Annotated in this window: 19 protein-coding genes; 10 read left to right on the top strand and 9 right to left on the bottom strand. The window is 70.4% G+C overall.

All coding sequences use genetic code 11. The annotated features are described in order from the left end of the window. Window positions 1-167 precede the first annotated feature (167 nt). The 5 genes from ACTOQ2_RS25605 to ACTOQ2_RS25585 all read right to left on the bottom strand — a co-directional run bounded on the left by ACTOQ2_RS25605 (window position 168) and on the right by ACTOQ2_RS25585 (window position 6440). Window positions 168-824, bottom strand: a complete 657-nt coding sequence (locus ACTOQ2_RS25605; RefSeq protein WP_362683165.1) for a methionine ABC transporter permease — start codon at window positions 822-824, stop codon at window positions 168-170. Then, the gene (locus ACTOQ2_RS25600) at window positions 821-1783 is read right to left on the bottom strand and encodes a methionine ABC transporter ATP-binding protein (protein WP_440067069.1); all 963 of its coding nucleotides are present in this window, start codon (window positions 1781-1783) and stop codon (window positions 821-823) included. Before ACTOQ2_RS25600 ends, ACTOQ2_RS25605 begins: the two co-directional genes overlap by 4 nt. 134 nt (window positions 1784-1917) lie before the next feature. Further along, window positions 1918-3054, bottom strand: a complete 1137-nt coding sequence (locus ACTOQ2_RS25595; protein ID WP_440102822.1) for a Fic family protein — start codon at window positions 3052-3054, stop codon at window positions 1918-1920. 133 nt (window positions 3055-3187) lie between these two features. After that, window positions 3188-5557 carry an endopeptidase La gene (gene lon, locus ACTOQ2_RS25590; RefSeq protein WP_440102820.1) on the bottom strand — a complete coding sequence of 790 codons (2370 nt, stop codon included), beginning with the start codon at window positions 5555-5557 and terminating at the stop codon, window positions 3188-3190. A gap of 274 nt (window positions 5558-5831) precedes the next feature. After that, entirely contained in the window at window positions 5832-6440 is a 609-nt protein-coding gene (locus ACTOQ2_RS25585) for a cellulose binding domain-containing protein (RefSeq protein WP_440102819.1), read from the bottom strand. Between the two features lie 554 nt (window positions 6441-6994). Here ACTOQ2_RS25585 and ACTOQ2_RS25580 point away from each other — a divergent pair. The 3 genes from ACTOQ2_RS25580 to ACTOQ2_RS25570 all read left to right on the top strand — a co-directional run bounded on the left by ACTOQ2_RS25580 (window position 6995) and on the right by ACTOQ2_RS25570 (window position 11273). Beyond that, on the top strand, window positions 6995-8317 hold the full coding sequence (locus ACTOQ2_RS25580; RefSeq protein ID WP_440102817.1) for a sensor histidine kinase: 1323 nt from the start codon (window positions 6995-6997) through the stop codon (window positions 8315-8317). A 49-nt stretch (window positions 8318-8366) separates the two neighbouring features. Then, window positions 8367-9023, top strand: coding sequence for a response regulator (locus tag ACTOQ2_RS25575; RefSeq protein ID WP_440067077.1), 657 nt, complete (start codon window positions 8367-8369; stop codon window positions 9021-9023). A gap of 81 nt (window positions 9024-9104) precedes the next feature. Then, entirely contained in the window at window positions 9105-11273 is a 2169-nt protein-coding gene (locus tag ACTOQ2_RS25570) for an MGMT family protein (protein WP_440102816.1), read from the top strand. A 96-nt stretch (window positions 11274-11369) separates the two neighbouring features. On the opposite strand, the gene ACTOQ2_RS25565 is transcribed toward ACTOQ2_RS25570, so the two are convergent. Further along, window positions 11370-11897 carry a GNAT family N-acetyltransferase gene (locus tag ACTOQ2_RS25565; RefSeq protein WP_440102814.1) on the bottom strand — a complete coding sequence of 176 codons (528 nt, stop codon included), beginning with the start codon at window positions 11895-11897 and terminating at the stop codon, window positions 11370-11372. Window positions 11898-12095: 198 nt separating this feature from the next. Here ACTOQ2_RS25565 and ACTOQ2_RS25560 point away from each other — a divergent pair, with 198 nt between their 5' ends. The 3 genes from ACTOQ2_RS25560 to ACTOQ2_RS25550 are packed head-to-tail and all read left to right on the top strand — an operon-like array spanning window position 12096 to window position 14676. Next, window positions 12096-12836, top strand: coding sequence for an alpha/beta hydrolase (locus ACTOQ2_RS25560; RefSeq protein ID WP_440102812.1), 741 nt, complete (start codon window positions 12096-12098; stop codon window positions 12834-12836). Beyond that, window positions 12829-13962, top strand: coding sequence for an acyltransferase family protein (locus ACTOQ2_RS25555; RefSeq protein ID WP_440102810.1), 1134 nt, complete (start codon window positions 12829-12831; stop codon window positions 13960-13962). Before ACTOQ2_RS25560 ends, ACTOQ2_RS25555 begins: the two co-directional genes overlap by 8 nt. 60 nt (window positions 13963-14022) lie before the next feature. Beyond that, a complete protein-coding gene (locus ACTOQ2_RS25550) occupies window positions 14023-14676 on the top strand; it encodes a heme oxygenase (biliverdin-producing) (RefSeq protein WP_440067081.1) in 654 nt (217 codons plus the stop codon). Between the two features lie 49 nt (window positions 14677-14725). Here ACTOQ2_RS25550 and ACTOQ2_RS25545 read toward each other — a convergent pair whose 3' ends face one another. After that, window positions 14726-15097 carry a DoxX family protein gene (locus ACTOQ2_RS25545; protein WP_440102808.1) on the bottom strand — a complete coding sequence of 124 codons (372 nt, stop codon included), beginning with the start codon at window positions 15095-15097 and terminating at the stop codon, window positions 14726-14728. A 91-nt stretch (window positions 15098-15188) separates the two neighbouring features. On the opposite strand from ACTOQ2_RS25545, the gene ACTOQ2_RS25540 reads away from it, so the two are divergent. The 3 genes from ACTOQ2_RS25540 (at window position 15189) to ACTOQ2_RS25530 (ending at window position 17754) form a co-directional block, all read left to right on the top strand. Continuing rightward, a complete protein-coding gene (locus tag ACTOQ2_RS25540; RefSeq protein ID WP_440102806.1) occupies window positions 15189-15845 on the top strand; it encodes a TetR/AcrR family transcriptional regulator in 657 nt (218 codons plus the stop codon). A gap of 53 nt (window positions 15846-15898) precedes the next feature. Then, window positions 15899-16513, top strand: a complete 615-nt coding sequence (locus tag ACTOQ2_RS25535) for a TetR/AcrR family transcriptional regulator (protein ID WP_440102804.1) — start codon at window positions 15899-15901, stop codon at window positions 16511-16513. A 308-nt stretch (window positions 16514-16821) separates the two neighbouring features. Next, complete coding sequence (locus ACTOQ2_RS25530; RefSeq protein WP_440102802.1) at window positions 16822-17754, top strand: class I SAM-dependent methyltransferase; 933 nt, start codon at window positions 16822-16824, stop codon at window positions 17752-17754. Window positions 17755-17889: 135 nt separating this feature from the next. Here ACTOQ2_RS25530 and ACTOQ2_RS25525 read toward each other — a convergent pair whose 3' ends face one another. Further along, window positions 17890-18618 carry a hypothetical protein gene (locus ACTOQ2_RS25525; protein WP_440102801.1) on the bottom strand — a complete coding sequence of 243 codons (729 nt, stop codon included), beginning with the start codon at window positions 18616-18618 and terminating at the stop codon, window positions 17890-17892. Window positions 18619-18659: 41 nt separating this feature from the next. Between ACTOQ2_RS25525 and ACTOQ2_RS25520 the strand changes: the two genes are divergently transcribed. Continuing rightward, the gene (locus tag ACTOQ2_RS25520) at window positions 18660-19286 is read left to right on the top strand and encodes a TetR/AcrR family transcriptional regulator (RefSeq protein ID WP_440102799.1); all 627 of its coding nucleotides are present in this window, start codon (window positions 18660-18662) and stop codon (window positions 19284-19286) included. Between the two features lie 182 nt (window positions 19287-19468). Here ACTOQ2_RS25520 and ACTOQ2_RS25515 read toward each other — a convergent pair whose 3' ends face one another. Further along, a complete protein-coding gene (locus tag ACTOQ2_RS25515; RefSeq protein WP_440102975.1) occupies window positions 19469-20275 on the bottom strand; it encodes an STM4013/SEN3800 family hydrolase in 807 nt (268 codons plus the stop codon). Window position 20276 lies beyond the last annotated feature (1 nt).

Genomic DNA, 20276 nt, shown 5'->3' with positions numbered 1-20276 from the left:
GAGGGGTTCCTCTCGGGAGTGAGGATTCTGACACACATGTTGTACGATGCGCCGATTGCCCCTGACTTTCACTTCACTTGAAACACCAGGCCACGCCAATGATCAAATCAGATTACTTACCGGATAAATCATGAAATAGAGCTAAATGATCAGCGTGGCATATCCGGTCAGTTACGCGCGAGACGGCGCGCGACGGTATCCCCCAGGGTCTGCACGATCTGCACGACGGCGACCAGCACCACCACGGTGACGATCATGAGCGTGGTCTCGAAGCGCTGGTAGCCGTAGCGGATCGCCAGGTCCCCGAGCCCTCCCCCGCCGATCGCCCCGGCCATCGCCGAGTACGAGATCAGCGCGACCACGGTCACCGTGAGCCCCGCGACCAGGCCGGGCATCGCCTCGGGCAGCAGGACCTTGCCGACGATGGTCACGCGCCCGGCCCCCATGGCCTGGGCCGCCTGCACCTTGTCCCTGCCGACCTCGCGCAGCGCGGTCTCCACCAGCCGGGCGAAGAACGGCGCCGCGCCGAGCGTCAGCGGGACCACCGAGGCGATGGTGCCGATGGTCGTGCCGACGATCAGCCTGGTCAGCGGGAGAATCGCGATCATCAGCACGATGAAGGGCAGCGAGCGGCCGATGTTGACGACCAGCCCGAGCACCCGGTTGAGCGCGGGCGAGGGGAACAGCCCGCCCCGGTCGGTGGCGACCAGGGCCACCCCGAGCGGGAGGCCGAGGATCACCGTGAACAGGGTCGACCACAGGACCATCTGGACGGTCTGACCGGTCGACTCCATCAGCAGCGGGAACATTTCTTCCCAGGTCATCGGGCCTCCTCGACGAGCAGGCCGCGTTCGGCCAGGTAGGTGAGCGCGGCGGCGCGCTCGTCACCGGTGACGAGCAGGCGCAGCCGTCCCGTCGAGAGGCCCGCCACCTCCTCCAGGGCTCCGCCGAGGATGTTGACGTCCACATCGAACTTGCGGACCACCTGCGACACCACCGGCTCGTCGGCCTGCCCGGTGAAGGTGATCGTGACCTGCCCCGGCTCCGGCTCCGGCAGGGGGAACAGCTCCGCGGCGAGCCTGGAGCCGGGCCTGGAGATCAGTTCGGGGATGGTCCCCGACTCCTCGACCAGGCCGTCCCGCATGACGGCGACCGAGTCGCAGATCGACTTGACGACATGCATCTCGTGGGTGATCAGCAGGATCGTCAGGCCGAGCTCGCGGTTGAGGCGCTTGAGCAGGGCCAGGATCGACTGCGTGGTACCGGGGTCGAGCGCCGAGGTGGCCTCGTCCGAGAGCAGGACCGGGGGGCTTCCGGCCAGCGCGCGGGCGATGCCGACCCGCTGCTTCTGCCCGCCCGACAGCTGCGCGGGGTGTGCCCCGGCCTTGTCGGCCAGCCCGACCAGCTCCAGCAGCTCGGCCGTACGCCTGACGCGCTCGGCCTTGGCCACCCCCATGACCTCCAGCGGGAAGGCGACGTTCCCGGCGACCGTGCGGGAGGAGAGCAGTGCGAAGTGCTGGTGGATCATCCCGATCCGCTGCCGGGCCCTGCGCAGGTCGCCCTCGCGTAGGGAGGTCAGCTCCTGGCCCGCCACCGAGACGGTGCCGGAGGTGGGTCGCTCCAGCAGGTTCACGCAGCGCAGCAGGGTGCTCTTACCGGCGCCGCTCTGCCCGAGCACGCCGAATATCTCACCCTCGCGGACGTGGAGATCCACGCCGTCGACGGCGACCACCTCTCGGCCCCGATCCTGATAGACCTTCCGCAGGCCAGAAACATCGATCACAGCTGGTCACCAACGCGCCCTTGCTTTGCCCTCATTCCCGACATGTTATGTGAAACCGATCACCGGTCACGAACACCCGTCTCCGGCGAGACCGCCCGCGGCCGCACCCGGTCGATCCCCGTGACGCCTGGTCATCACCGGTACGGGTCCCGCAGGGGGACGACCCGCTGGGCGAAGTCCTCCTTGATCGCCCGCATCCTCTCCCCGGGCGCGTAGAAGCGGCCCTTGGTCTCCCCGTACGGCGCCAGCCACCCCTTGGCCGCCAGGTCCCGCAGGTCCCTGACCGCCTGCCCCTGGCTGAGCGACTCGTCCAGCTGGTATCTGCTCCGGCGCAGCCGCCGGTTGACGAACACCTCGTAGAGCGCGGAAACGGTGCGGGTGTTGAGCCCGTCGGCGTCGACCCGCTCCTCCAGGAGCATCCACACCTCCCCCGCCTCGGAGAGCCTGCGCCCGACCCGCTGGGCCTGGAGGTGGTGGGCGCGCAGGCAGAAGCGCACCCAGTGCAGCGTGTCCCCGTGCGGGCTCCAGCCCCGCCTCTGCATCCCAGCCAGGGCGTCGTAGTAGTCATAGGTGTTCCTGCCCTGCCCCAGCCACTCCTCGATGGAGGAGAACTCCGGGGTGGTGATCCGGTCCCTGCCGAGCACGAGCGTCTGCAGCGCCCGCGACATGCGGCCGTTGCCGTCGCGCCAGGGGTGAATGCTCACCAGGTTGAAGTGGGCCATCGCCGCCCGCACGTAGCTCGGCGCCTCCAGGTCGCCCTCGTTGAGCCAGGCGACCAGTTCCGCCATCAGCTCCGGCACCCGTTCGGCGTCCGGGCCCTCGTAGACGACCTCCCCGGTGGCGGAGTTGCGGACGTAGATGCCGCCGGGCCGTACCGTGCCCGGCGTCCTGTCGTGGTGGTGGCCGATCATCATGAAGTTGAGCGCGTGGAGCAGGCCGGCGTCGAACGCGAACACCGGCGCCCGGGAGAGCAACTGGATGTAGGTCAGCGCCTGCTGGTAGCCCGAGATCTCCCTGGCGACCGCGGCGGAGGTGTCCAGCGGCTCCTCACCGGCCATGATGGACTCGATGTCCTCGACGCTGGCCCGATAGCCCTCGATCGAGTTGGAGCCCTGGATGGCCCGCGCCTGGAGCTGGCGCCGGAGCTGGCCGTCCCAGCGGTGGGTCTCCGCGAGGCGGTGTTTAAGGTCGCGGCGCATCTCCTCGATCTCGCCGAGCACCGCTTCGTCGACGGCCTCCAGGGGAGGCGTTCCGTACAGCATGGAACCCATGCCATCATGGCCGTATCATTCAGTCAATCGACTTAATGATTCGTCCATTTATATTCGTTAAGCCTGTTCCGTACGAGAACGGCGACGGCCCGCCCTCTCCGGGGAGAGGAAGGGCCGTCGCGGGGAACGCGGGTCAGGCGGCGGCGTGCTGGGCCACCTTGGCCGGGGTGAGCGCGATCTCCAGGACCTCGCGCACGTCGCTCACCGTGTGCACGGTGAGCTCGTCGCGGACGGCCTGCGGGACGTCGTCCAGGTCGGGCTCGTTGCGCGCCGGGATCAGCACGGTCGTGATGCCCGCCCGGTGGGCGGCCAGCAGCTTCTGCTTGACCCCGCCGATCGGGAGCACCCGGCCGGTGAGGGAGACCTCGCCGGTCATGGCCACGTCACTGCGGACCTGACGGCCGGAGAGCAGCGAGGCCAGGGCCGTGATCAGGGTGACGCCCGCGGACGGGCCGTCCTTGGGAACGGCTCCGGCCGGGAAGTGGACGTGCACCGAGCGGTCCTTGAGGGAACCGACCGGCAGCTCCAGCTCCGCGCCCCGCGAGCGCAGGTAGGAGAGCGCGATCCGAGCCGACTCCTTCATGACGTCGCCGAGCTGGCCGGTCAGGGTCAGGCCGGTGTCGCCGGTCTCGGGGTCGGCCAGGGACGCCTCCACGTAGAGGACGTCACCGCCCGCCCCGGTGACCGCCAGGCCGGTGGCCACGCCGGGCACCGCCGTACGCTGGCTGGACTCGGGAAGCGAGGACTCCGGCACGTTGCGCGGGCGGCCCAGGTAGGGGACCAGGTCCTCCACCGTCACGGGCAGCTCGCTCTCGCCGAGCGCGACGTTGGCCGTCACCTTGCGCAGGATCCTGGCGATCGAGCGCTCCAGGGACCGGACCCCGGCCTCCCTGGTGTACTCGCCGGCGAGCTTGCGCAGCGCGTCCTCGCCGACGGTGACGTCCTCCGCGGTGAGACCGGCCTTGTCGAGCTGGCGCGGGAGCAGGTGGTCGCGGGCGATGGCGACCTTCTCGTCCTCGGTGTAGCCGTCGAGCGTCACGACCTCCATGCGGTCCAGCAGCGGGCCGGGGATGGCCTCCAGCACGTTGGCGGTCGCCAGGAAGAGCACGTCGCTGAGGTCGAGCTCCACCTCCAGGTAGTGGTCGCGGAAGGTGTGGTTCTGCGCCGGGTCGAGCACCTCGAGCAGCGCGGCCGTCGGGTCGCCCCGGTAGTCGGAGCCGACCTTGTCGACCTCGTCGAGCAGCACGACCGGGTTCATCGAGCCGGCCTCGCGGATGGCCCGGACGATCCGGCCGGACTGGGCGCCGACGTAGGTGCGCCGGTGACCGCGGATCTCGGCCTCGTCGCGCACGCCGCCGAGGGCGACGCGGACGAACTTGCGGCCCATGGCGCGGGCCACGGACTCGCCCAGGGAGGTCTTGCCGACTCCGGGGGGACCGGCCAGCGCCAGCACCGCGCCGCTGCGGCGCCCGCCGACCACGCCGAGGCCCTTCTCGGCCCTGCGCCCGCGGACGGCCAGGTATTCGATGATGCGGTCCTTGACGTCGTCGAGGCCGGTGTGGTCGGCGTCGAGGACGGCGCGGGCCGCGGCGATGTCGTACGAGTCCTCGGTGCGCTCGTTCCACGGGATGTCGAGGACGGTGTCGAGCCAGGTGCGGATCCAGCCGGTCTCGGGGGACTGGTCGGAGGTCCGCTCCAGCTTGTCGACCTCCTTGAGCGCGGCCTCGCGCACCTTTTCCGGCAGGTCGGCGGCCTCGACGCGGGAGCGGTAGTCCTCCTCCTCGGAGGAGGAGGTGTCGCCGTTCAGCTCGGCGAGCTCCTTGCGGACCGCGGCGAGCTGCTGGCGGAGCAGGAACTCTCGCTGCTGCTTCTCCATGCCCTCCTGGACGTCCTTGCGGATCGTCTCGGCCACGTCGAGCTCGGCCAGGTGCTCGCGGGACCACTCGACCAGCATCGAAAGGCGGTCGGCCGGGTCGGCGGTCTGGAGGATCTCGGCCTTGCGCGGTGTGCTCAGCCAGGGGGCGTAACCGGAGTTGTCGGCGAGGATCGAGGGGTCGTCCATCTGGTTGACCGCGTCGACGACCTGCCACGCGCCCCGCTTCTGCAGGATCGTGGTGGCCAGCGCCTTGTACTCCTTGGCGAGCTCGTGGGCGCGCTCACCCGCCGCGACGGCGGGAATGCGGGTGGCCTGCACCCACAGGGCCGCGCCGGGGCCGGTCGTGCCGGTGCCCACGCGGACCCGGTCGACACCGCGCACCACGGCCGCGGGCTCGCCTCCGGGGAGCCTGCCCACCTGCTCGACGATCGCCCTCACGCCCACCGAGCCGTATCTGCCGTCGATCCGGGGAACGAGAAGGACCTCCGGCTTGTTGTCAGCGAGAGCCTGTGCCGCGTCGATCGCGGCCCGGACTTCGGTCTCCGACAGGTCAAGCGGGACCACCATGCCCGGCAGCACGACCTCGTCGTCGAGCGGCAGGACCGGGAGGATCAAGCTCTCACTCATGTGAACTCCAAGGGTTGAGTTATACACACTCAATTAATGGGAGCCTGAGAATGTTCCCGGGGTTGAGTGAGTTCGCTGTGAGCGATCGTAATCGTGTAATCAACATTGCCCGGGTGGCCGGGCGAACCCCAGGTGGGCACATGTTTCAGGTCCGGACCGGTGAAGGCGCACACCCCCGCGGGGGTGTGCGCCTTCACCGGTCCGGACCTCCGGTTCCTCCGTCGGACAGGCCCTGACCGTTCAGCGCGGGCGTGTCATCGGGCCGGCCTCTTCCTCACGACTGAGTACACGGGGTCCCATTGATCTGGAAGGCCGCCGGAGGGGGGTTGGCGCCCGTGTGGGTGCCCTGGAAGCCGATGAGCAGGGACTGCCCGGGAGCGAGGTCCTTGTTCCAGGGCAGGCCCGCGGCCGTCACCGCGCTTGCGGCCTGCGACCAGGCGGCCGACCAGCCCGAGGTCACCCGCTGTCCGGAGTCGGCGAAGGCGAACGTGAGCCGCCAGTCGGTGAGGGGTACGGAGCCGGTGTTGGAGATCTTGATGTTCGTGCTCATTCCGGTTCTCCACGACCATGAGGTGTACTTCACCTCACAGCGCTTGGTGGGCGCCGGGAGGCGGTCGTTGTAGATCGTGACGGCCACCTTTCCCGACGGGGGGCTCGCCTCTCCCCTCGAGTCGACGGCCACGACGTACAGGTGGTGGACCTCCGACACGACGTCGAGCGGGGGAAACGGGAGAAGGACCGTCCCCTCGGTGACCGCGGGCTGGAAGGTGGCCACCCGGACGGCCGTGCCGTTCTTGTCCTCGTACACGTAGTAGCAGGCGATGCCGTCCGGGTCGCTGGAGGCGGCCCAGCTCAGGCGTGCCGAATTGAGTATGACGTTCACGACCGAAGGCGTTCCCGGCGCGGTCGGCGGGCTGCTGGAGGGCGCCGGGGTCTGCGGTGCCGTACGGCACGGGAGGGCGCCGGACGGAATGGGCGACGGTGCCGGTGACGGTGCGGCCGTTGCGTTTCCGGCCGGCAGGAAGACGAGAGCGGCGGCCACCACTCCCCCGCCGGCCCAACCGGCCAGCCATGTCGTTACCCGCATCGATGTGCCCCTTCGGTGATCGGCCCTTTCAAGGAAAGTCACACCCTGGACGGAAGCGGTCAACGTCGCGCCGTCATCACGGCCGGGTGATCCTGGTGAACGGTGTCGGCCGATGAAACGTTCAGCGACGGCGGGTGCACGGGAATCACCCGGAGGAGAGCGAGGGCGTAGCCGTTCCCACGCTCCTTCGCGCCTCCGCCCGGAAGGCGACCCGGCGTGCAGGGCGGCCGGCGACCCGGTCCGGGCGCGGCCTGAGCCCACCGGACGGCATGGTTCCCTCCCCGGTCGTATATCGGAGGTCACCCCCTGGTGGGATGCGGGTCACGACCGAGCCGCCTACGCTGATCCGGGTGATCCCCAGCCCCGCGCGGCGGTTCCTGGCACGACATACGCGGCGGGCGTGGGAACCCGCCGTACGGCTGGCCCGCCCGCTCACCGAGGCGCTGGTGACCGGGACACCCGACCCGGCCCGTCCCCGATCACGCCGCCTCACCCGCCGCGTGCCGCGCGCCCTGGGGCTGCTGCCGTTCGGGACGATCGACCTGGTCCTGCTGGGTGACCTGGCACTGACCTTCGTCCTGTTCGGCGGCGGCCTGTCCTACCTCGAGACCGAGGCGGCCGCGGCGCGTTCCCCCCTCGACCAGCAGGGGCTCATGTTCGCGGCCCTGGCCTTCTCCCTGCCGCTCGCGCTGCGCGACCGGTGGCCGCTGGCCGCCTGGCGGTCGGCCTTCCTGCTCGTTCCCCTGGGGACGGTCGTCTCGCGGCAGTTCCTCGACGAGGTCCCCTACACCGCGGCCGCCTCGATCATGTACATACTCGTGGTCTACGCGGTCGCGGTCCGCTGCGAGCGGCACATCACCGTGGGCGTGTGGATCGTCTCGTTCCTCGCCGCCTGGATGATCCACCCCAACTCGACGGCCCTCGTCGTCGGCACGGTCTCGGTGACCGTCCTGTTCGGCTACAACGTGCGCGCCCGGCGGCTGGCCGCCGGGCTGCTGGCCCAGGAGGAACGGCGCAGCGAGCGGGCCCTCGCGGCCCAGGCCGCGCTGGAGGAGCGGGCCAGGATCGCCAGGGAGCTCCACGACGTCGTCGCCCACCACATGTCGGTGATCGCCATCCAGGCCGAGGCCGTCCCGCTGCAGGCGTCCGGGGACGCGCGGCGCCTGGAGGAGGGGCTGAGGGAGATCCGCGCGCTCTCCCTCGCGGCCATGACCGAGATGCGCCGCGTGCTGGGCGTCCTCAGGGAGGGGGACGGGCCGACTGACACCGCGCCGCAGCCGGGCCTCGGCCGCCTGGAGGAGCTCGTCGACACCGCGCGCTCCGCCGGGCTCGTCGTGACGCTCAAACTCGTCGGTGACCTGGCCGGGCTCCCCACGGCGGTGAGCCTGTCCGCCTACCGGATCGCCCAGGAGTCGCTCAGCAACGCCATGCGGCACGCCCCCGGTTCCACCGTCTCGCTGAAGGTCGCCCGGTACGGCGCCGAGCTGCACGTCCAGGTGACGAACGGCGCCGGGCACCGCTCCCCCGAGGAGCCGGGACACACAGGGCACATGGGACACGGCCTGATCGGGATGCGGGAACGGGTGTCCGTACTCGGCGGGAAGCTCTGGGTCGGTCCGACCGGGACGGGCTTCGCGGTAACCGCCATACTGCCGATCAGCGAGGACGCATGACCCCCTCCCCCGGCCCGCGCTCCGGGGGCTCCACGCTCAAGGAGATTCGATGACGACCCGGGTGCTCATCGCCGACGACCAGGGCATGGTACGGACCGGTTTCACGGTGTTCCTGAGCTCGCAGCCCGACATCGAGGTCGTCGGCGAGGCCGCCAACGGCGCCGAGGCCGTGGCGCGGGTGGCCGAGCTGCGGCCCGACGTGGTGCTGATGGACGTGCGGATGCCGGTGATGGACGGCCTCGCGGCGACACGGGAGATCATGAGGTCCGTCGATCCCGCGCCGAGGATCCTGATCCTGACGACGTTCGACCTCGACGACTACGTCTACGAGGCGCTGCGGGCCGGGGCGAGCGGGTTCCTGCTCAAGGACGCCTCGGCGCAGCAGCTGGCCGAGGCGGTCCGGGTGGTGGCGGCCGGGGAGGCGCTGCTGGCGCCCTCGGTGACCAGGCGGCTGATCGCGGAGTTCGCCCGCATCGGCCCGAGCCGGCCGCGCGGGCGGCTGGACGACATCACCGAGCGCGAGACGGAGGTGCTCACCCTCATCGCGCGGGGCAGGTCCAACCAGGAGATCGCCGAGGAGCTCGTGCTGTCGGAGCAGACCGTCAAGACCCACGTCGGCCGGATCCTCGCGAAGCTGAACCTGCGCGACCGCGCCCAGGCGATCGTCCACGCCTACGAGACGGGCCTGGTCCGCCCCGGCGAGTGACATCCCGCGGCTTTCTTCGCGCTCGCCTCTGCTGCCTTGAGCAAAGATCGACTCGAACGCATGGGATTCTGACCTGCCCTATTGGCTGAATTCGACACCAATACCGGCTTACAGCTTCAACTCGCTGCGACCTCGGGGTTTCTCGCTCGAGAGTACGGCAAAATATATCAAATCATCCGCTTGGTGACTTACGTGATCTCCGAGGTTCCAGCAACCGGCCTCATCGAAGCGATAACGACCATATTCTTTCGGGAAGATCCTCCGCTCTCCCTAGATCAGGGTCGCCCTCGTCCAGCCCGACAACTAAAAAGTACGGAGCCGTCCGTGTCCTTCTCCGAGCAGAGCGCTGCGATCCTCCGTGCGGCCATGGAAGTGCTGCACGAGACGGGTCACCCGTTACAGCCGGACGCCGTGCGCGATGCGATCACCAAGAGAGTCGAGATCGCGCCCGAGTACCAGAAGCCCAACGCGCACGGCCAGACGCGCTGGTGGGCACAGCTGGGCTTCCGAACCGGAGAGGCGGCGGCTCTGGGTTGGATAACCAAAAGAAATGGCTGGTCGATCACCGAGGTCGGCGTTCAGGCATTGGAGAACTTCCCGGGAATTGAGCTGTACCGGGAATTGACACGTCAGTACAGGGCACGGCGACTGCCCGCCCAGGGCCGCGCATACGCCGATCCGCGGTGGCAGACGGTTTTGAAGGCCCTGGAACTGCTGGAGCCCGGCACCTGGACAACCTATGGAGATCTGGCCGGGTTGGTCGGCATGTCGGCGCAGTCCGTCGGCGGATTCATGGCCTCGTCCTCGGTGGGCGACAACGCTCACCGAGTACTTCAAGCGAACGGACGTATCTCGTCGGGCTTCCAATGGCCGGACTCCGAGCGAACGGACGACCCGCGCGACCTGCTGGAGAGAGAAGGGGTGCGGTTCGACCAGACTGGACGGGCCGACCCCGCACGGCGGGTCACCACTGATGACTTCCACAGGTTGTTCGGCGAGTCAACGCCCGCACCGGTAGCGGAAATGACGGAAGCCGAACCAACGCCTGAGCCCAGTGACTCCCCTGCGGCGTTCGAGCAGTTCCAACAGAACCTCAACTATGCTCGACAGCTCGTTCACGGCGGCCGGAATCTGGAGAGACTGAAGGTCGGCGCCTTTGATGTCACCGATCTTTACCGGGCGGCATGGACGCAGGCCGTCGCGGCCCTCGATCATTGGATCACCCGAGAGATCATCGAACGGGGAGTAGCTCTCGCGCAGCAACCGGGAACAGCTCGCCCTCCTAAATTTAACAATCTATCGATCCCGGTCGAGCTATTCGAAAAGGTTCACCATCACGCCAAGCCCCTTGGAGACGCCTTCCGGGCTCATCTCGAACAATTCTTCGGGTTCATGACCTTCCAGAACCCGGAAAAGATCAAAGAAGGTTTCGCCTACGTCAGCACGGTCAACCTCTGGCCCACAGTCGCCAAGATCCTCACCGGTCAGGACCCGAGCAAGCCGATCACAGCCGACGAAGTGCGGGGCCGGCTCAGAGAGATCGCCTGGCGCAGGAACAACATCGCACACACAGCCGATCACAATCCTGAGGTATTCGGCCAGAAAAAGGCCATGGCCGCGCAAGAAGCCGAACAGACCATCGACCTACTCGAGTCGATCGCGATCGCGATACTTCTGGCGCTCGGCGACCCGCTGCCAACCGTGGACTACGACTCCGCGCCGCCCGAGGCAGGTGCTCTCGGGGCCGTCCCTGTGCGGATCGCCGCGGAGCGGACCGGTTTGATCCGAGCATCGGGCAAGTGGGACGAAGACAGTCTCCTGCATGCCCTTGAGCAGTACTGCCCTCACGACGTGGCCGACACTCTGCTGGCCATCTACAGGCATGCCGAACGCCACCCTTCCTTCCGGGGCTATTACTTCGGCGAAGCCGCCTACCCCTCCGTCACGGCCTGGTTCAGCATCAGTCATGACGAAGCGGCGGTGTGGAGCATTTACACCGGCGTGAGCAAGTCGGTCCTGTCGATCAACTTCGAGTGGATGCGCAACAGAGGAGCCTCCGCGGCCCGCCTCACACGACTGGCCGACGCTCTCGAGCTTCTTCCAGGCTGGAAGCACGTACATGCACGGCTCGCCTCCGCTGACTTCGCGAGACGACCGTCCCTCGGTCCACCCGCCCTCGCCCGTCCCGACGCCTCGGAAATCATCATCGCGGCACTGAACGATTTCCTGGCCACGGACGACAACACCTGATCTCTCGCCCCTCGGGCTTCCGGGTCGGCCACCTCCTGACCGACCCGGCCCGGACCGTCAACGGATCCCGGCTCGAAGGTCTCCGAGTCGCTCACGTCATGGCCGCCTGAGCCGGTACAGGACGTGGGAGCGCACCGGGTGGCCTCTGGGCACCGCCGGGTGGTCGAAGTCGTCGGCCGGGTCGCGGGTCATGCCCAGCCGTTCCATCACCGCGCGCGAGCGCGCGTTACGTACAGTCGTCATGGAGACGATCTCGTCCACCCCGGCCACCGCGAAGCCCTCGGCGACGGCCCGTCTGGCCGCCTCCACGGCGTACCCGTGCCCCCAGGCGTGCCTGGCCAGCCGCCAGCCGACCTCGAGGGCGGGGGTGAAGGGCGCCTCGAACCACTGCCACATCAGCCCGGTGAAGCCGATGAACCGGCCCGTCTCCCTGACCTCCAGCGCCCAGAGGCCGTAGCCCTGCTCGTCGAGGGACCGCTCGATCTTGTCGACCATGGTGTCGCTCTGCGGCCTGGTCAGCGGGGCCGGGAAGTGCTCCATCACCTCGGGGTCGGCGTTCAGTGCGGCGAACGGCTCTCGGTCCTCATCCCGCCACCTGCGCATGATCAACCGTTCCGTCTCCATCCGGCCGATTTTATCGCCGGGCCCGTCCACGGCGGCGTCCCACGGTCCGAGGTCGGCCCGGGTCGGCCCGGAGCATCCCAGGGTCACCTCCCTCGCGCCCGAGAGGGACGGGGAAGGTGACCACCTCGGGGTGACGCGGGTTACGGGCCGTGATTCCTAGCGTTCTGTCCGGTTCTTCAGACCGGACAGGAGGCTCCCATGTTCCGCCGCTCGCTCGCCGTGGCCGTCGCCGCGGCGCTCGCCTACGTGACGGTCCCGCCGCCCGCGGGCGACCGGGTGGTGCGGGTCTACGGCGATCTCGGCACGGCCGAGCACGTCGCGGTCGTCGTCCCCGGCTCCGACACCACGGCCGCCACCTTCGACGGAGGCAGGGCCAGGCCGTACAGCACGCCGGGGGGCGGGGCGCGGGCGCTGCTGGCCGAGGCGCGGGCGCTGGACCCGGGGGCGAGGCTGGCGGTGGTCGCCTGGCTCGGCTACGACAGCCCGGCGACGCTCAGCCTCGGTGTGATGACCGGGGAGGCCGCGGAGCGGGGTGCGGTGGAGTTGCGGCGGTACGTCACCGGGACGCTCAGGGGGAAACGGGTCAGCCTGCTGTGTCACAGCTACGGCTCGGTGGTGTGCGCCGGGGCCGTGCCCGGTTCCGGGGTCGCGGACACGGCCGTGTTCGGCAGCCCGGGACTGGGCGTCTCGTCGGCCGCCGAGCTGAGCGGCACCCGGTTGTGGGCGGGCAGCGGCGCCCGCGACTGGATGCGCAAGGTGCCCAAGCTCAGGATCGGGCCGCTCGGCTTCGGTCCCGATCCCGCCGCCCCGGCCTTCGGCGCCCGCCTGTTCGGTACCGGCTCCGCCGGGCACAGCGAGTATCTCGAACCGGGCGGCGAGTCCCTGCGCAACCTGACCCTGATCGCGCTCGGCCGTGGCGGCGAGGTGTCCCGTGGCTAGTCTCGCGGCCGGGATCGAGGCGGCCACCCCCGAAGGCAGGGACCGGGGGGTGGACGCGCTGCGGGCGCTGTCGATCGTGGGCGTGGTGCTGGGCCACTGGCTGGTGACGGCGTGGGCACCGGGCGCAGCGGGGGCGGTTCACCCGTCCAGCCCGCTCGCCCACCTGCCGGGGTTCACGCCGCTGTCCTGGGTGTTCCAGACGCTGGCGGTGTTCTTCTTCGTCGGCGGCTACGCCACGGCACGCGGTTCGCGCCGGAAGACCGGGGGCGGCGCCCGTCCGGCGGGGACATGGGTGCGGGCCAGGATGGGGAGGCTGCTGGGGCCGGCGGTGCCGCTGGTCCTGGTCTGGGCGGGGATCGCGACGGGGATGGCGCTGCGCGGGACCTCGGCGGGAACGATCAGAGCGATGGTGGTCCCGGCGATCGGGCCGCTGTGGTTCCTGGCCGTCTTCGCCGCGCTGACCGCGGCCACGCCCCTCCTCCTGCGCGCGCACCCGGGCATCACGGCCGCCATGGCGTTCGTCGTCGTGCTCGGGGTGGACCTGGCCAGGTTCGGGCTCGGCGCCCCCGCCTGGACCGGGTGGGCGAACCTGGCGGCCGGATGGCTGGTGCCGTACGCGCTGGGGATCGCCTGGGCGGGCGGGCTGCTCGGCTCGCGCCGGGTGGCGGCAGGCCTGCTGGCCGGCGGGGCGGCCGGGGCGGCGCTGCTGGTCGGCGGGGCCGGGTATCCGGCGAGCATGGTGGGCGTGACCGGGGACGCGGTCTCCAACCTCAGCCCGCCCAGCCTGGCCGTGGTCTGCTTCGGTCTCGCCCAGGTGGGGCTGGCGCTGCTCGTCCGCGCGCCATTGGCCCGGCTGATGAGGCGTCCCCGGCTGTGGGCGGTGGTCGCGCTGGCCAACCTGTCGGCGATGACGCTCTTCCTGTGGCACCAGAGCGCGGTGGTCGTGCTCGCCGTCGCCGCTCTGCGCTTCGGCGACGTGCCCGGCCTGCTCGCGGTGCCCGACGAACCGGTCTGGTTGTCGCACCGGCTGGGCTGGTTCCCGGTGTTCGCGGCCGTTCTGGCGCTCGCCTGGCTTCCCCGATCAACGCGCAGGCGATTTAATGACAGGGTGTCGTCATCTGCTTGACGGGGTACCGCACTTTTTGTGACACTGCGTCATAAAAGGTTTCCTCGTCGCGGAGTGATCATGAGCGAATCGCCCTTCTCCGAAGTCCTCAGGAACGCCACCTGGGGTGATCACGAGTCCGCCGAGGACGAGAGCTACCTCAAGGCGCTGATGGCGGGCGACCTCAGCCCCGAGGCCTACGGCGAGATGGTCGCCCAGCACTACTTCGCCTACGTGGCCCTGGAGAGCGCCTCCCGCTCGCTGGCCGCCGATCCCGTCGCGGCGCCGTTCGTCATTCCCGAGCTCTACCGGGAGGAGGCGCTGGTCCGCGACCTGGAGACGATCTACGGGTCCGGCTGGAGGTCCAGGATCGAGCCGTCCAAGCCGACCCTGACCCTGGTGGCCCGCATCAACCAGGTGGCCACCTGGCCGGGCGGTTACATCGCCCACCACTACACCCGCTACATGGGCGACCTGTCCGGCGGGCAGTTCATCCGGATGGAGCTGCAGAAGATCTACGGCTACCAGCCGGGCGGCGGCGTCGACTTCTACCTCTTCGACGGGATCGGCAGCCTGCCCCGCTTCAAGAACGAGTATCGGGCCCGGCTGGACGCGCTCCCCCTGGACGAGGCAGAGAAGGGGCGACTGATCCGCGAGACCAGGCTCGCGTACCTGCTCAACACCGAGGTCCTGGGCGAGCTCGGCCGGGTGGCCCGGTCCGAGCTCGCCGCCTGACCTCGCCGCCGCGCCTTCCGGGGCCTCGGAGCGGGTCCGAGGGCGCCCCTCAGAAGGAGTGGGGACCGAAGCGGCCCCAGGCCACGAAGGCGGCCAGCACGAGAAGCACCACGTTGACCACGATCCCCGGATACTCCTTGCGCCGGAGGTGCACGATGAGGGCGCCGATCATCGTGATCACCAGGGCCGCGGCGGCGATCGGGGTCAGGACGGGCAGGATGCCGGTGACGGCGGGCAGGATGAGGCCGACCCCGGCCAGCACTTCGAGGATCCCGATGACCCTGACCTGCCCGTCCGAGAAGTCCTCCACCCACGGCATCTGGCCCGACAGGTCCGCCCGGGACTTGGTGGCCTTGGTGAGACCGGCGAAGACGAAGGCCAGGGCGAGCAGGCCCTGCACGACCCAAAGGGCGATGTTCATGGTGCGCTCCGAGAGAATAAGTGAAGGCAGCCCTTCGCTTGGGCCACCGTAGCATAACCGCAGGAAGTCCTTCACTTTGTAGAATCGGCGCATGGACGCGTGCAAAGGGCGGGGATTGCGCAGGGACGCCGAGATCAACCGGGAGCGGATCGTGACGGCGGCGCGGGTCGCGTTCCGTGAGGGGGGGCTCGACGTGCCCCTGGAGGAGATCGCCCGCCGGGCGGAGGTGAACATCGCCACGCTCTACCGGCGCTTCCCCGACCGCGAGGCGCTCATCGAGGCGATCCTGGCCGACCGCATGGCCGAGTTCGTCGAGGCCGCCGAGGCGGCGGAGCTCGCCGCCGACCCGTGGGAGGGGTTCGCCGGGCTGGTCGAGCACATCTGCGGCATGCAGGCCGCCGACCAGGGGGTGACCGAAGGCTTCACCTCCTGCTTCCCCGGGGCGGCGCTGGAGGCGCAGCGGGCACGGGCGCTGGCGGCGACCGACCGGGTGATCGAGCGGGCCCGTCGCTCCGGGACGCTGCGCGCCGACTTCACCGGCCAGGACCTGATGCTGATCATGATGGCCAACGCCGGGGTGCTCGGCTCCACGCGCTGCGCCGCCCCGCAGGCGTGGCGGCGGCTGGTCGGCCTGATCCTCGACGCCTGCCGCACCGGCCGCGCCGGCCGGGTCGCCCCGCCGCTCCCCCCGGCCCCCAGCGCCGAGGACATGCGCAACGCGATGCTCACGGCCCGCCCGCATCGCTGACCCCGCCACGGACCCCGCCTGACGAGGTGCCGGTGCTGTGCGACCATGGGGCCATGCCCCGGATTTCGGCCGCGACCATCGGCGAGCACCGCGTCCAGACCCAGGATCGCATCCTGCGGGCGGTCTCGCGTCTCTCCCGGGACCAGGGCATCGACGCCATCTCCATGACCGACGTGGCGAACGAGGCCGAGATCACCCGCACCGTCCTGTACAACTACTTCCCGGACAAGGCGGCGCTGCTGCTCGCCTTCACCGAGCGGGTGACGCACTACTTCATCGACAGCTACGAGCGGGAGCTGCCCGGCCGGGCCTCGCCCGCCGAGCGGCTGCGGGTCTTCATCAGGCTCCAGCTCGACGGGCTGCTCGCCCACCCCCATCCCGGTCCCGCCGACCTGTCGGCGGCGCTGGGCCCCGACGCCTACCAGCGCCTGGCCGACCACGTCGAGCCGATGCAGCGCATCCTGAAGGGCATCATCGACAGCGGCGTGTCATCGGGCGACTTCCAGGTCCCCGACGTGGCCGCCGCCGCCCGGATCATCCTCGCCGTCATCGGCGCCGAGCGGGTCCCGCTGCTCGGCGGCGAGGTGACGCCCGAGGAGGCCGAGAAGATCGTCTCGGGTTTCGTGCTCCGCGGCCTGGGCTTCCGGGGCGTCCCGGACGGGATCTGAGCACCGGCAGGACCTGAGCACGGACGGGATCCGAACCCCGACGGGATCCGCCCCTCGACCGGCCCGGCCGCTCTTCTGACCGTACGCGTACCGGCGTCCCGGACTTTCCGGCCCGTCCGGGCACCCGGCCCTTCGGCGGCCTCCGCCTCTTCGGCGGGACGGGGCCCCCGAGGACGCCGGGTGCGGAAGAGCCGGCGCGGGCCGTTGGGTGAGCGGCGGCCGACGGCCACGTGTCGTGCCGGTACACCGTGGGCGACCATCAGGCCAACACCCGCCGGACCGCCGTTCCCGGCTGTTACGGTCCGCCCATGTCAGCAGTGAAGGCAGAGATCACCCCGAAATCGCTCGACCGGATCCCCGGCTGGTTCTGGGGCACCGACCAGCGGCTCTTCGAATGGATCCTGTCCGGGCAGGCCACCGAGAACTCCCCCGGCGACCTGCTGGAGCTGGGAACGTACCTCGGTAAGAGCGCGGTCATGATCGGGGCTCACGCGCGTCCCGGTGAGGTGTTCACGGTCTGCGACCTGTTCGAGTCCGAGGCGCCCGAGGCGGCCAACGACGCCGAGACGAGCCGGTCCTACTCCGCGCTCACCCGGGACAGGTTCGAGGAGAACTACCTGACCTTCCACGACGCGCTTCCGCGGATCGTGCACGGCCCGACCTCGATCGTCCTCGACCACGTCGCGGCCGAGTCGTGCAGGTTCGTCCACGTGGACGCCTCGCACCTGTACGTCCATGTACGGCAGGACGTCATGTCGGCGAGGAAGGTCCTGTGCCCCGACGGGATCGTCGTCTTCGACGACTACCGGAGCGTCCACACTCCCGGGGTGGCGATGGCCGTCTGGGAGGCGGTGTCGAACCTCGGCCTGGCGCCGATATGCGTCAGCACGCAGAAGCTCTACGCGACCTGGGGGGACGCGGCCCCGGTCCGGAGGCGCCTGCTGCGCTGGCTGGAGTCCCGCGAGGACCTGTGGCACACCACGGACGCGTTCGACGGCTGGGAACTCGTCCGGGTCAACCAGATCAAGAAACCCGCGCCCCCCGCGGGCGACGCCGCCACCCTGAAGAAGCTCGGCGACGACCTCCAGCGCACCACGGCGGAACTGAGGAAGGCGATGGCGGAGTCACGGGCCGCGACCCAGGCTCTGAAGAAGGCCACCGCGGAGATCAGCCTGGCCGGTCCCGTGGTGCGGCGCGCCGTGCGGTGGACCCGCCGGGTCACCCGGCGCGGACGCGCCTGACCGTCCCGGCCGGGCGTCCCCGGTCGGCACCGCTCGCGATCGCCCGGCCCGTTCGCGCGAGCGCCTGCACCCGGCGACGCTGTCGCGGACGCCCCTGCACGACGGCGCTGTCGCGGACGCCTCCACCCGGCGGCGCTATTCCGGCCGGTCGGTGCCCGGAGCATCCGCCGCGGGATCGCGAGGCCGGCTCAGGCGGATCAGGGTGATGCCGTACGCGATGATCCAGACGACCCACATCAGCCAGCCGACGAGGCCCAGGAGACCGAGCGGGCCGGTGTGGTCGATGACCAGCGGGGTGAGGGTGGCCGAGCCGAACAGCAGCACGGCCGAGGTCAGCCCCACGGTGCCGTGCCACGGCCGGATGAGCCCGGCGCGCAGGCCGGCGACGGACAGGCCGATCAGCGCGAGGGCCAGGAAGGTGCCGTTGAGGGTGAACAGCGCGTCGTGCAGCACCCACAGTCCCCCGGTCGCGGTGTCCTGACGCTCGGCCGTCGACGTGAGGGCGAGGCGCGTCGCGATGACCGCGGCGAAGGTGACGTTCTGCAGTGCCAGGCCGGTGAATCCGAGCAGTGACCACGCTTCGTCCCTGCCGCGCTCGAAGCGCCGCAGCGCGGAGACCGCCCCCGCGCCGAACAGCGTGGCCAGCAGCCAGGCGGCGGGGGTGAGCGCGGACGCGACGGCGACGACCCCGCCCTCGGTGCCGAAGAACGCGTTGACCTCGCCGATCCCGGCGCCGGTGAGCGGCAGGCCGGCGGGCGTCATGATTACGTTGGCGAGAACGATCGTGAAAGCGAAACCGAGAGCGGCGATGCCGGTGATCCGGGAGAAGCCCATGGCGGTTCCCGCAGATGATTGACGCAACATATATTCATTATAAGCAGTGTAAAGCCATTGGAGGGAAACCGGTGAGCGAAGAGCCGGACCGGCGCCGTTACGACTCGTTGCGCCGGGCGACGCAGGCACGGGAGACCCGGGTGGAGATCGCCGGCGCCGCCCGCAGGCTGTTCGTGTCCCAGGGGTGGGCGGCGACGACCGTGCGGGAGGTCGCCCGCGAGGCGGGAGTCTCGGTGCCGACGGTCTACGCGGCGTACGGGAACAAGGCGGGGCTGACCCGGGCTCTGGCGGACGCGGCGGACCTGTCGGCCGACGTACCGCGGATGCTGGAGGCGCTGGAGGCCTCGGCGGCGGATCCTGAGCGCCAGCTCGCGGCGATGGCCGCCTACGACCGGCGGCTGTTCGAACGTGCCGGTGACGTCATCGCGCTGGTCCGTGAGGCGGCCCGTACCGAGCCCGAGCTGGCGGCGGCCTACCGCGAGGGCCGCGGACAGGGTGACAAGACCCGTGAGCTGGTGTTCTCGTCCTGGCCCGACGGCGTCCTGCGACGCGGCCTGGACGTGCGCTCCGCCGTCGACGTCTACGCGGCCCTGTGCAACATCGACGTCTACACCACGCTCACCGTCGAACGCGGCTGGTCACCCGACCGCGTCGAGCGGTGGTGGAGCGAGGCGCTGGCCCGCGAACTCCTGCGCTGACCTCCCCTCCGCGACGGCCCGGCGGCCGCTCGGCCCGGGGAGGCGGGCGGGGATCCGCTCTGGGATCCCCGCGGCGAAGACGTCGCGGAGGCCGGTCGTCTCCAGCTGCGCGTAGCCGAGGTGGCGGTCGCACACCGCTGCCGGACACACCGCCGTCCGCGCCACCCGGCCGGGACCCGCGCTCATCGCCACTGCCCCCGCTCCATCGTGAACTCCCCGTAGGGCACGGTCCAGACGACCTCGTGGCCGATCCTGTGCCCGGTGTATCCGTCTTCGCCGTAAGCGGTGCCGTGATCGGAACAGACGATCGCGAATCCCGGCCGCCGCTCGCTCATCAGCGCGAACAGCCTGCCGATGTGCCGGTCGACGTATTCGAGCGCGGCGGCCTGGCTCCGGCGGCTGTCGCCGTGCTCGCGGGTGGCCCCGGGCAGGTGGAACCAGTTGGGCTGGTGCAGCGCCGAGACGTTGACGAACAGGAAGACCGGCCGGTCGGCTCCCGCCACCGCCCGCTCCGCGCGGGCGATCTGCGCCTCGAACGAGGCGGGCGCGGTGACCCCGAACCCCGGCTCCCAGTGGCTCTCGGCGAACATCCCCGGCAGCGCGGACCCGAGCGGGGTCAGCTTGTTGAAGAACCCGACCCCTCCGACGCAGACCGTGTGGTAACCCGCTCCCGCCAGCCCCGCGGGCAGGTCGGGGGCGCCGAACACCCAGGTGCCCGGGGCCGTGGTCTCGCTGCCGGGGAAAGCGGCGGCGAACGGGCGGGGGTGCGGCCCAGGCGCGACGGGGGTCGGCAGGAAACCGGCGAGGATCGCGGCGTGCGCGGCGTAGGTGAAGCTCCCCGGGCTGTGCCGGCGCTCCCAGCGCCCGCCGGGCAGCGCCCGCGCCAGGGTGGGCAGCCGCCCGGCCGCCATCAGCTCCTCCGCCACGTCGTAGCGGAGGGTGTCGAGCGTCACCAGCAGCAGGTCGTGGCTGCCCACCACCTCGTTCATG

It is taken from the genome of Streptosporangium sp. H16 (genome assembly GCF_051918855.1).
Classification (GTDB): domain Bacteria; phylum Actinomycetota; class Actinomycetes; order Streptosporangiales; family Streptosporangiaceae; genus Streptosporangium.
The sequence above is the reverse complement of the archived record's forward strand: the minus strand, read 5'-3'. Positions and strand labels throughout refer to the sequence as shown.

What these genes read in the sequence shown, in the direction of transcription:
- ACTOQ2_RS25595 (WP_440102822.1), bottom strand. Translation starts at nt 3,054, where the DNA reads ATGGGTTCCATGCTGTACGGAACGCCTCCCCTGGAGGCCGTCGACGAA.
- ACTOQ2_RS25575 (WP_440067077.1), top strand. Translation starts at nt 8,367, where the DNA reads ATGACGACCCGGGTGCTCATCGCCGACGACCAGGGCATGGTACGGACC.
- ACTOQ2_RS25565 (WP_440102814.1), bottom strand. Translation starts at nt 11,897, where the DNA reads ATGGAGACGGAACGGTTGATCATGCGCAGGTGGCGGGATGAGGACCGA.
- ACTOQ2_RS25560 (WP_440102812.1), top strand. Translation starts at nt 12,096, where the DNA reads ATGTTCCGCCGCTCGCTCGCCGTGGCCGTCGCCGCGGCGCTCGCCTAC.
- ACTOQ2_RS25540 (WP_440102806.1), top strand. Translation starts at nt 15,189, where the DNA reads ATGGACGCGTGCAAAGGGCGGGGATTGCGCAGGGACGCCGAGATCAAC.
- ACTOQ2_RS25605 (WP_362683165.1), bottom strand. Translation starts at nt 824, where the DNA reads ATGACCTGGGAAGAAATGTTCCCGCTGCTGATGGAGTCGACCGGTCAG.
- ACTOQ2_RS25535 (WP_440102804.1), top strand. Translation starts at nt 15,899, where the DNA reads ATGCCCCGGATTTCGGCCGCGACCATCGGCGAGCACCGCGTCCAGACC.
- ACTOQ2_RS25545 (WP_440102808.1), bottom strand. Translation starts at nt 15,097, where the DNA reads ATGAACATCGCCCTTTGGGTCGTGCAGGGCCTGCTCGCCCTGGCCTTC.
- ACTOQ2_RS25550 (WP_440067081.1), top strand. Translation starts at nt 14,023, where the DNA reads ATGAGCGAATCGCCCTTCTCCGAAGTCCTCAGGAACGCCACCTGGGGT.
- ACTOQ2_RS25515 (WP_440102975.1), bottom strand. Translation starts at nt 20,275, where the DNA reads ATGAACGAGGTGGTGGGCAGCCACGACCTGCTGCTGGTGACGCTCGAC.
- ACTOQ2_RS25525 (WP_440102801.1), bottom strand. Translation starts at nt 18,618, where the DNA reads ATGTTGCGTCAATCATCTGCGGGAACCGCCATGGGCTTCTCCCGGATC.
- lon (WP_440102820.1), bottom strand. Translation starts at nt 5,557, where the DNA reads ATGAGTGAGAGCTTGATCCTCCCGGTCCTGCCGCTCGACGACGAGGTC.
- ACTOQ2_RS25530 (WP_440102802.1), top strand. Translation starts at nt 16,822, where the DNA reads ATGTCAGCAGTGAAGGCAGAGATCACCCCGAAATCGCTCGACCGGATC.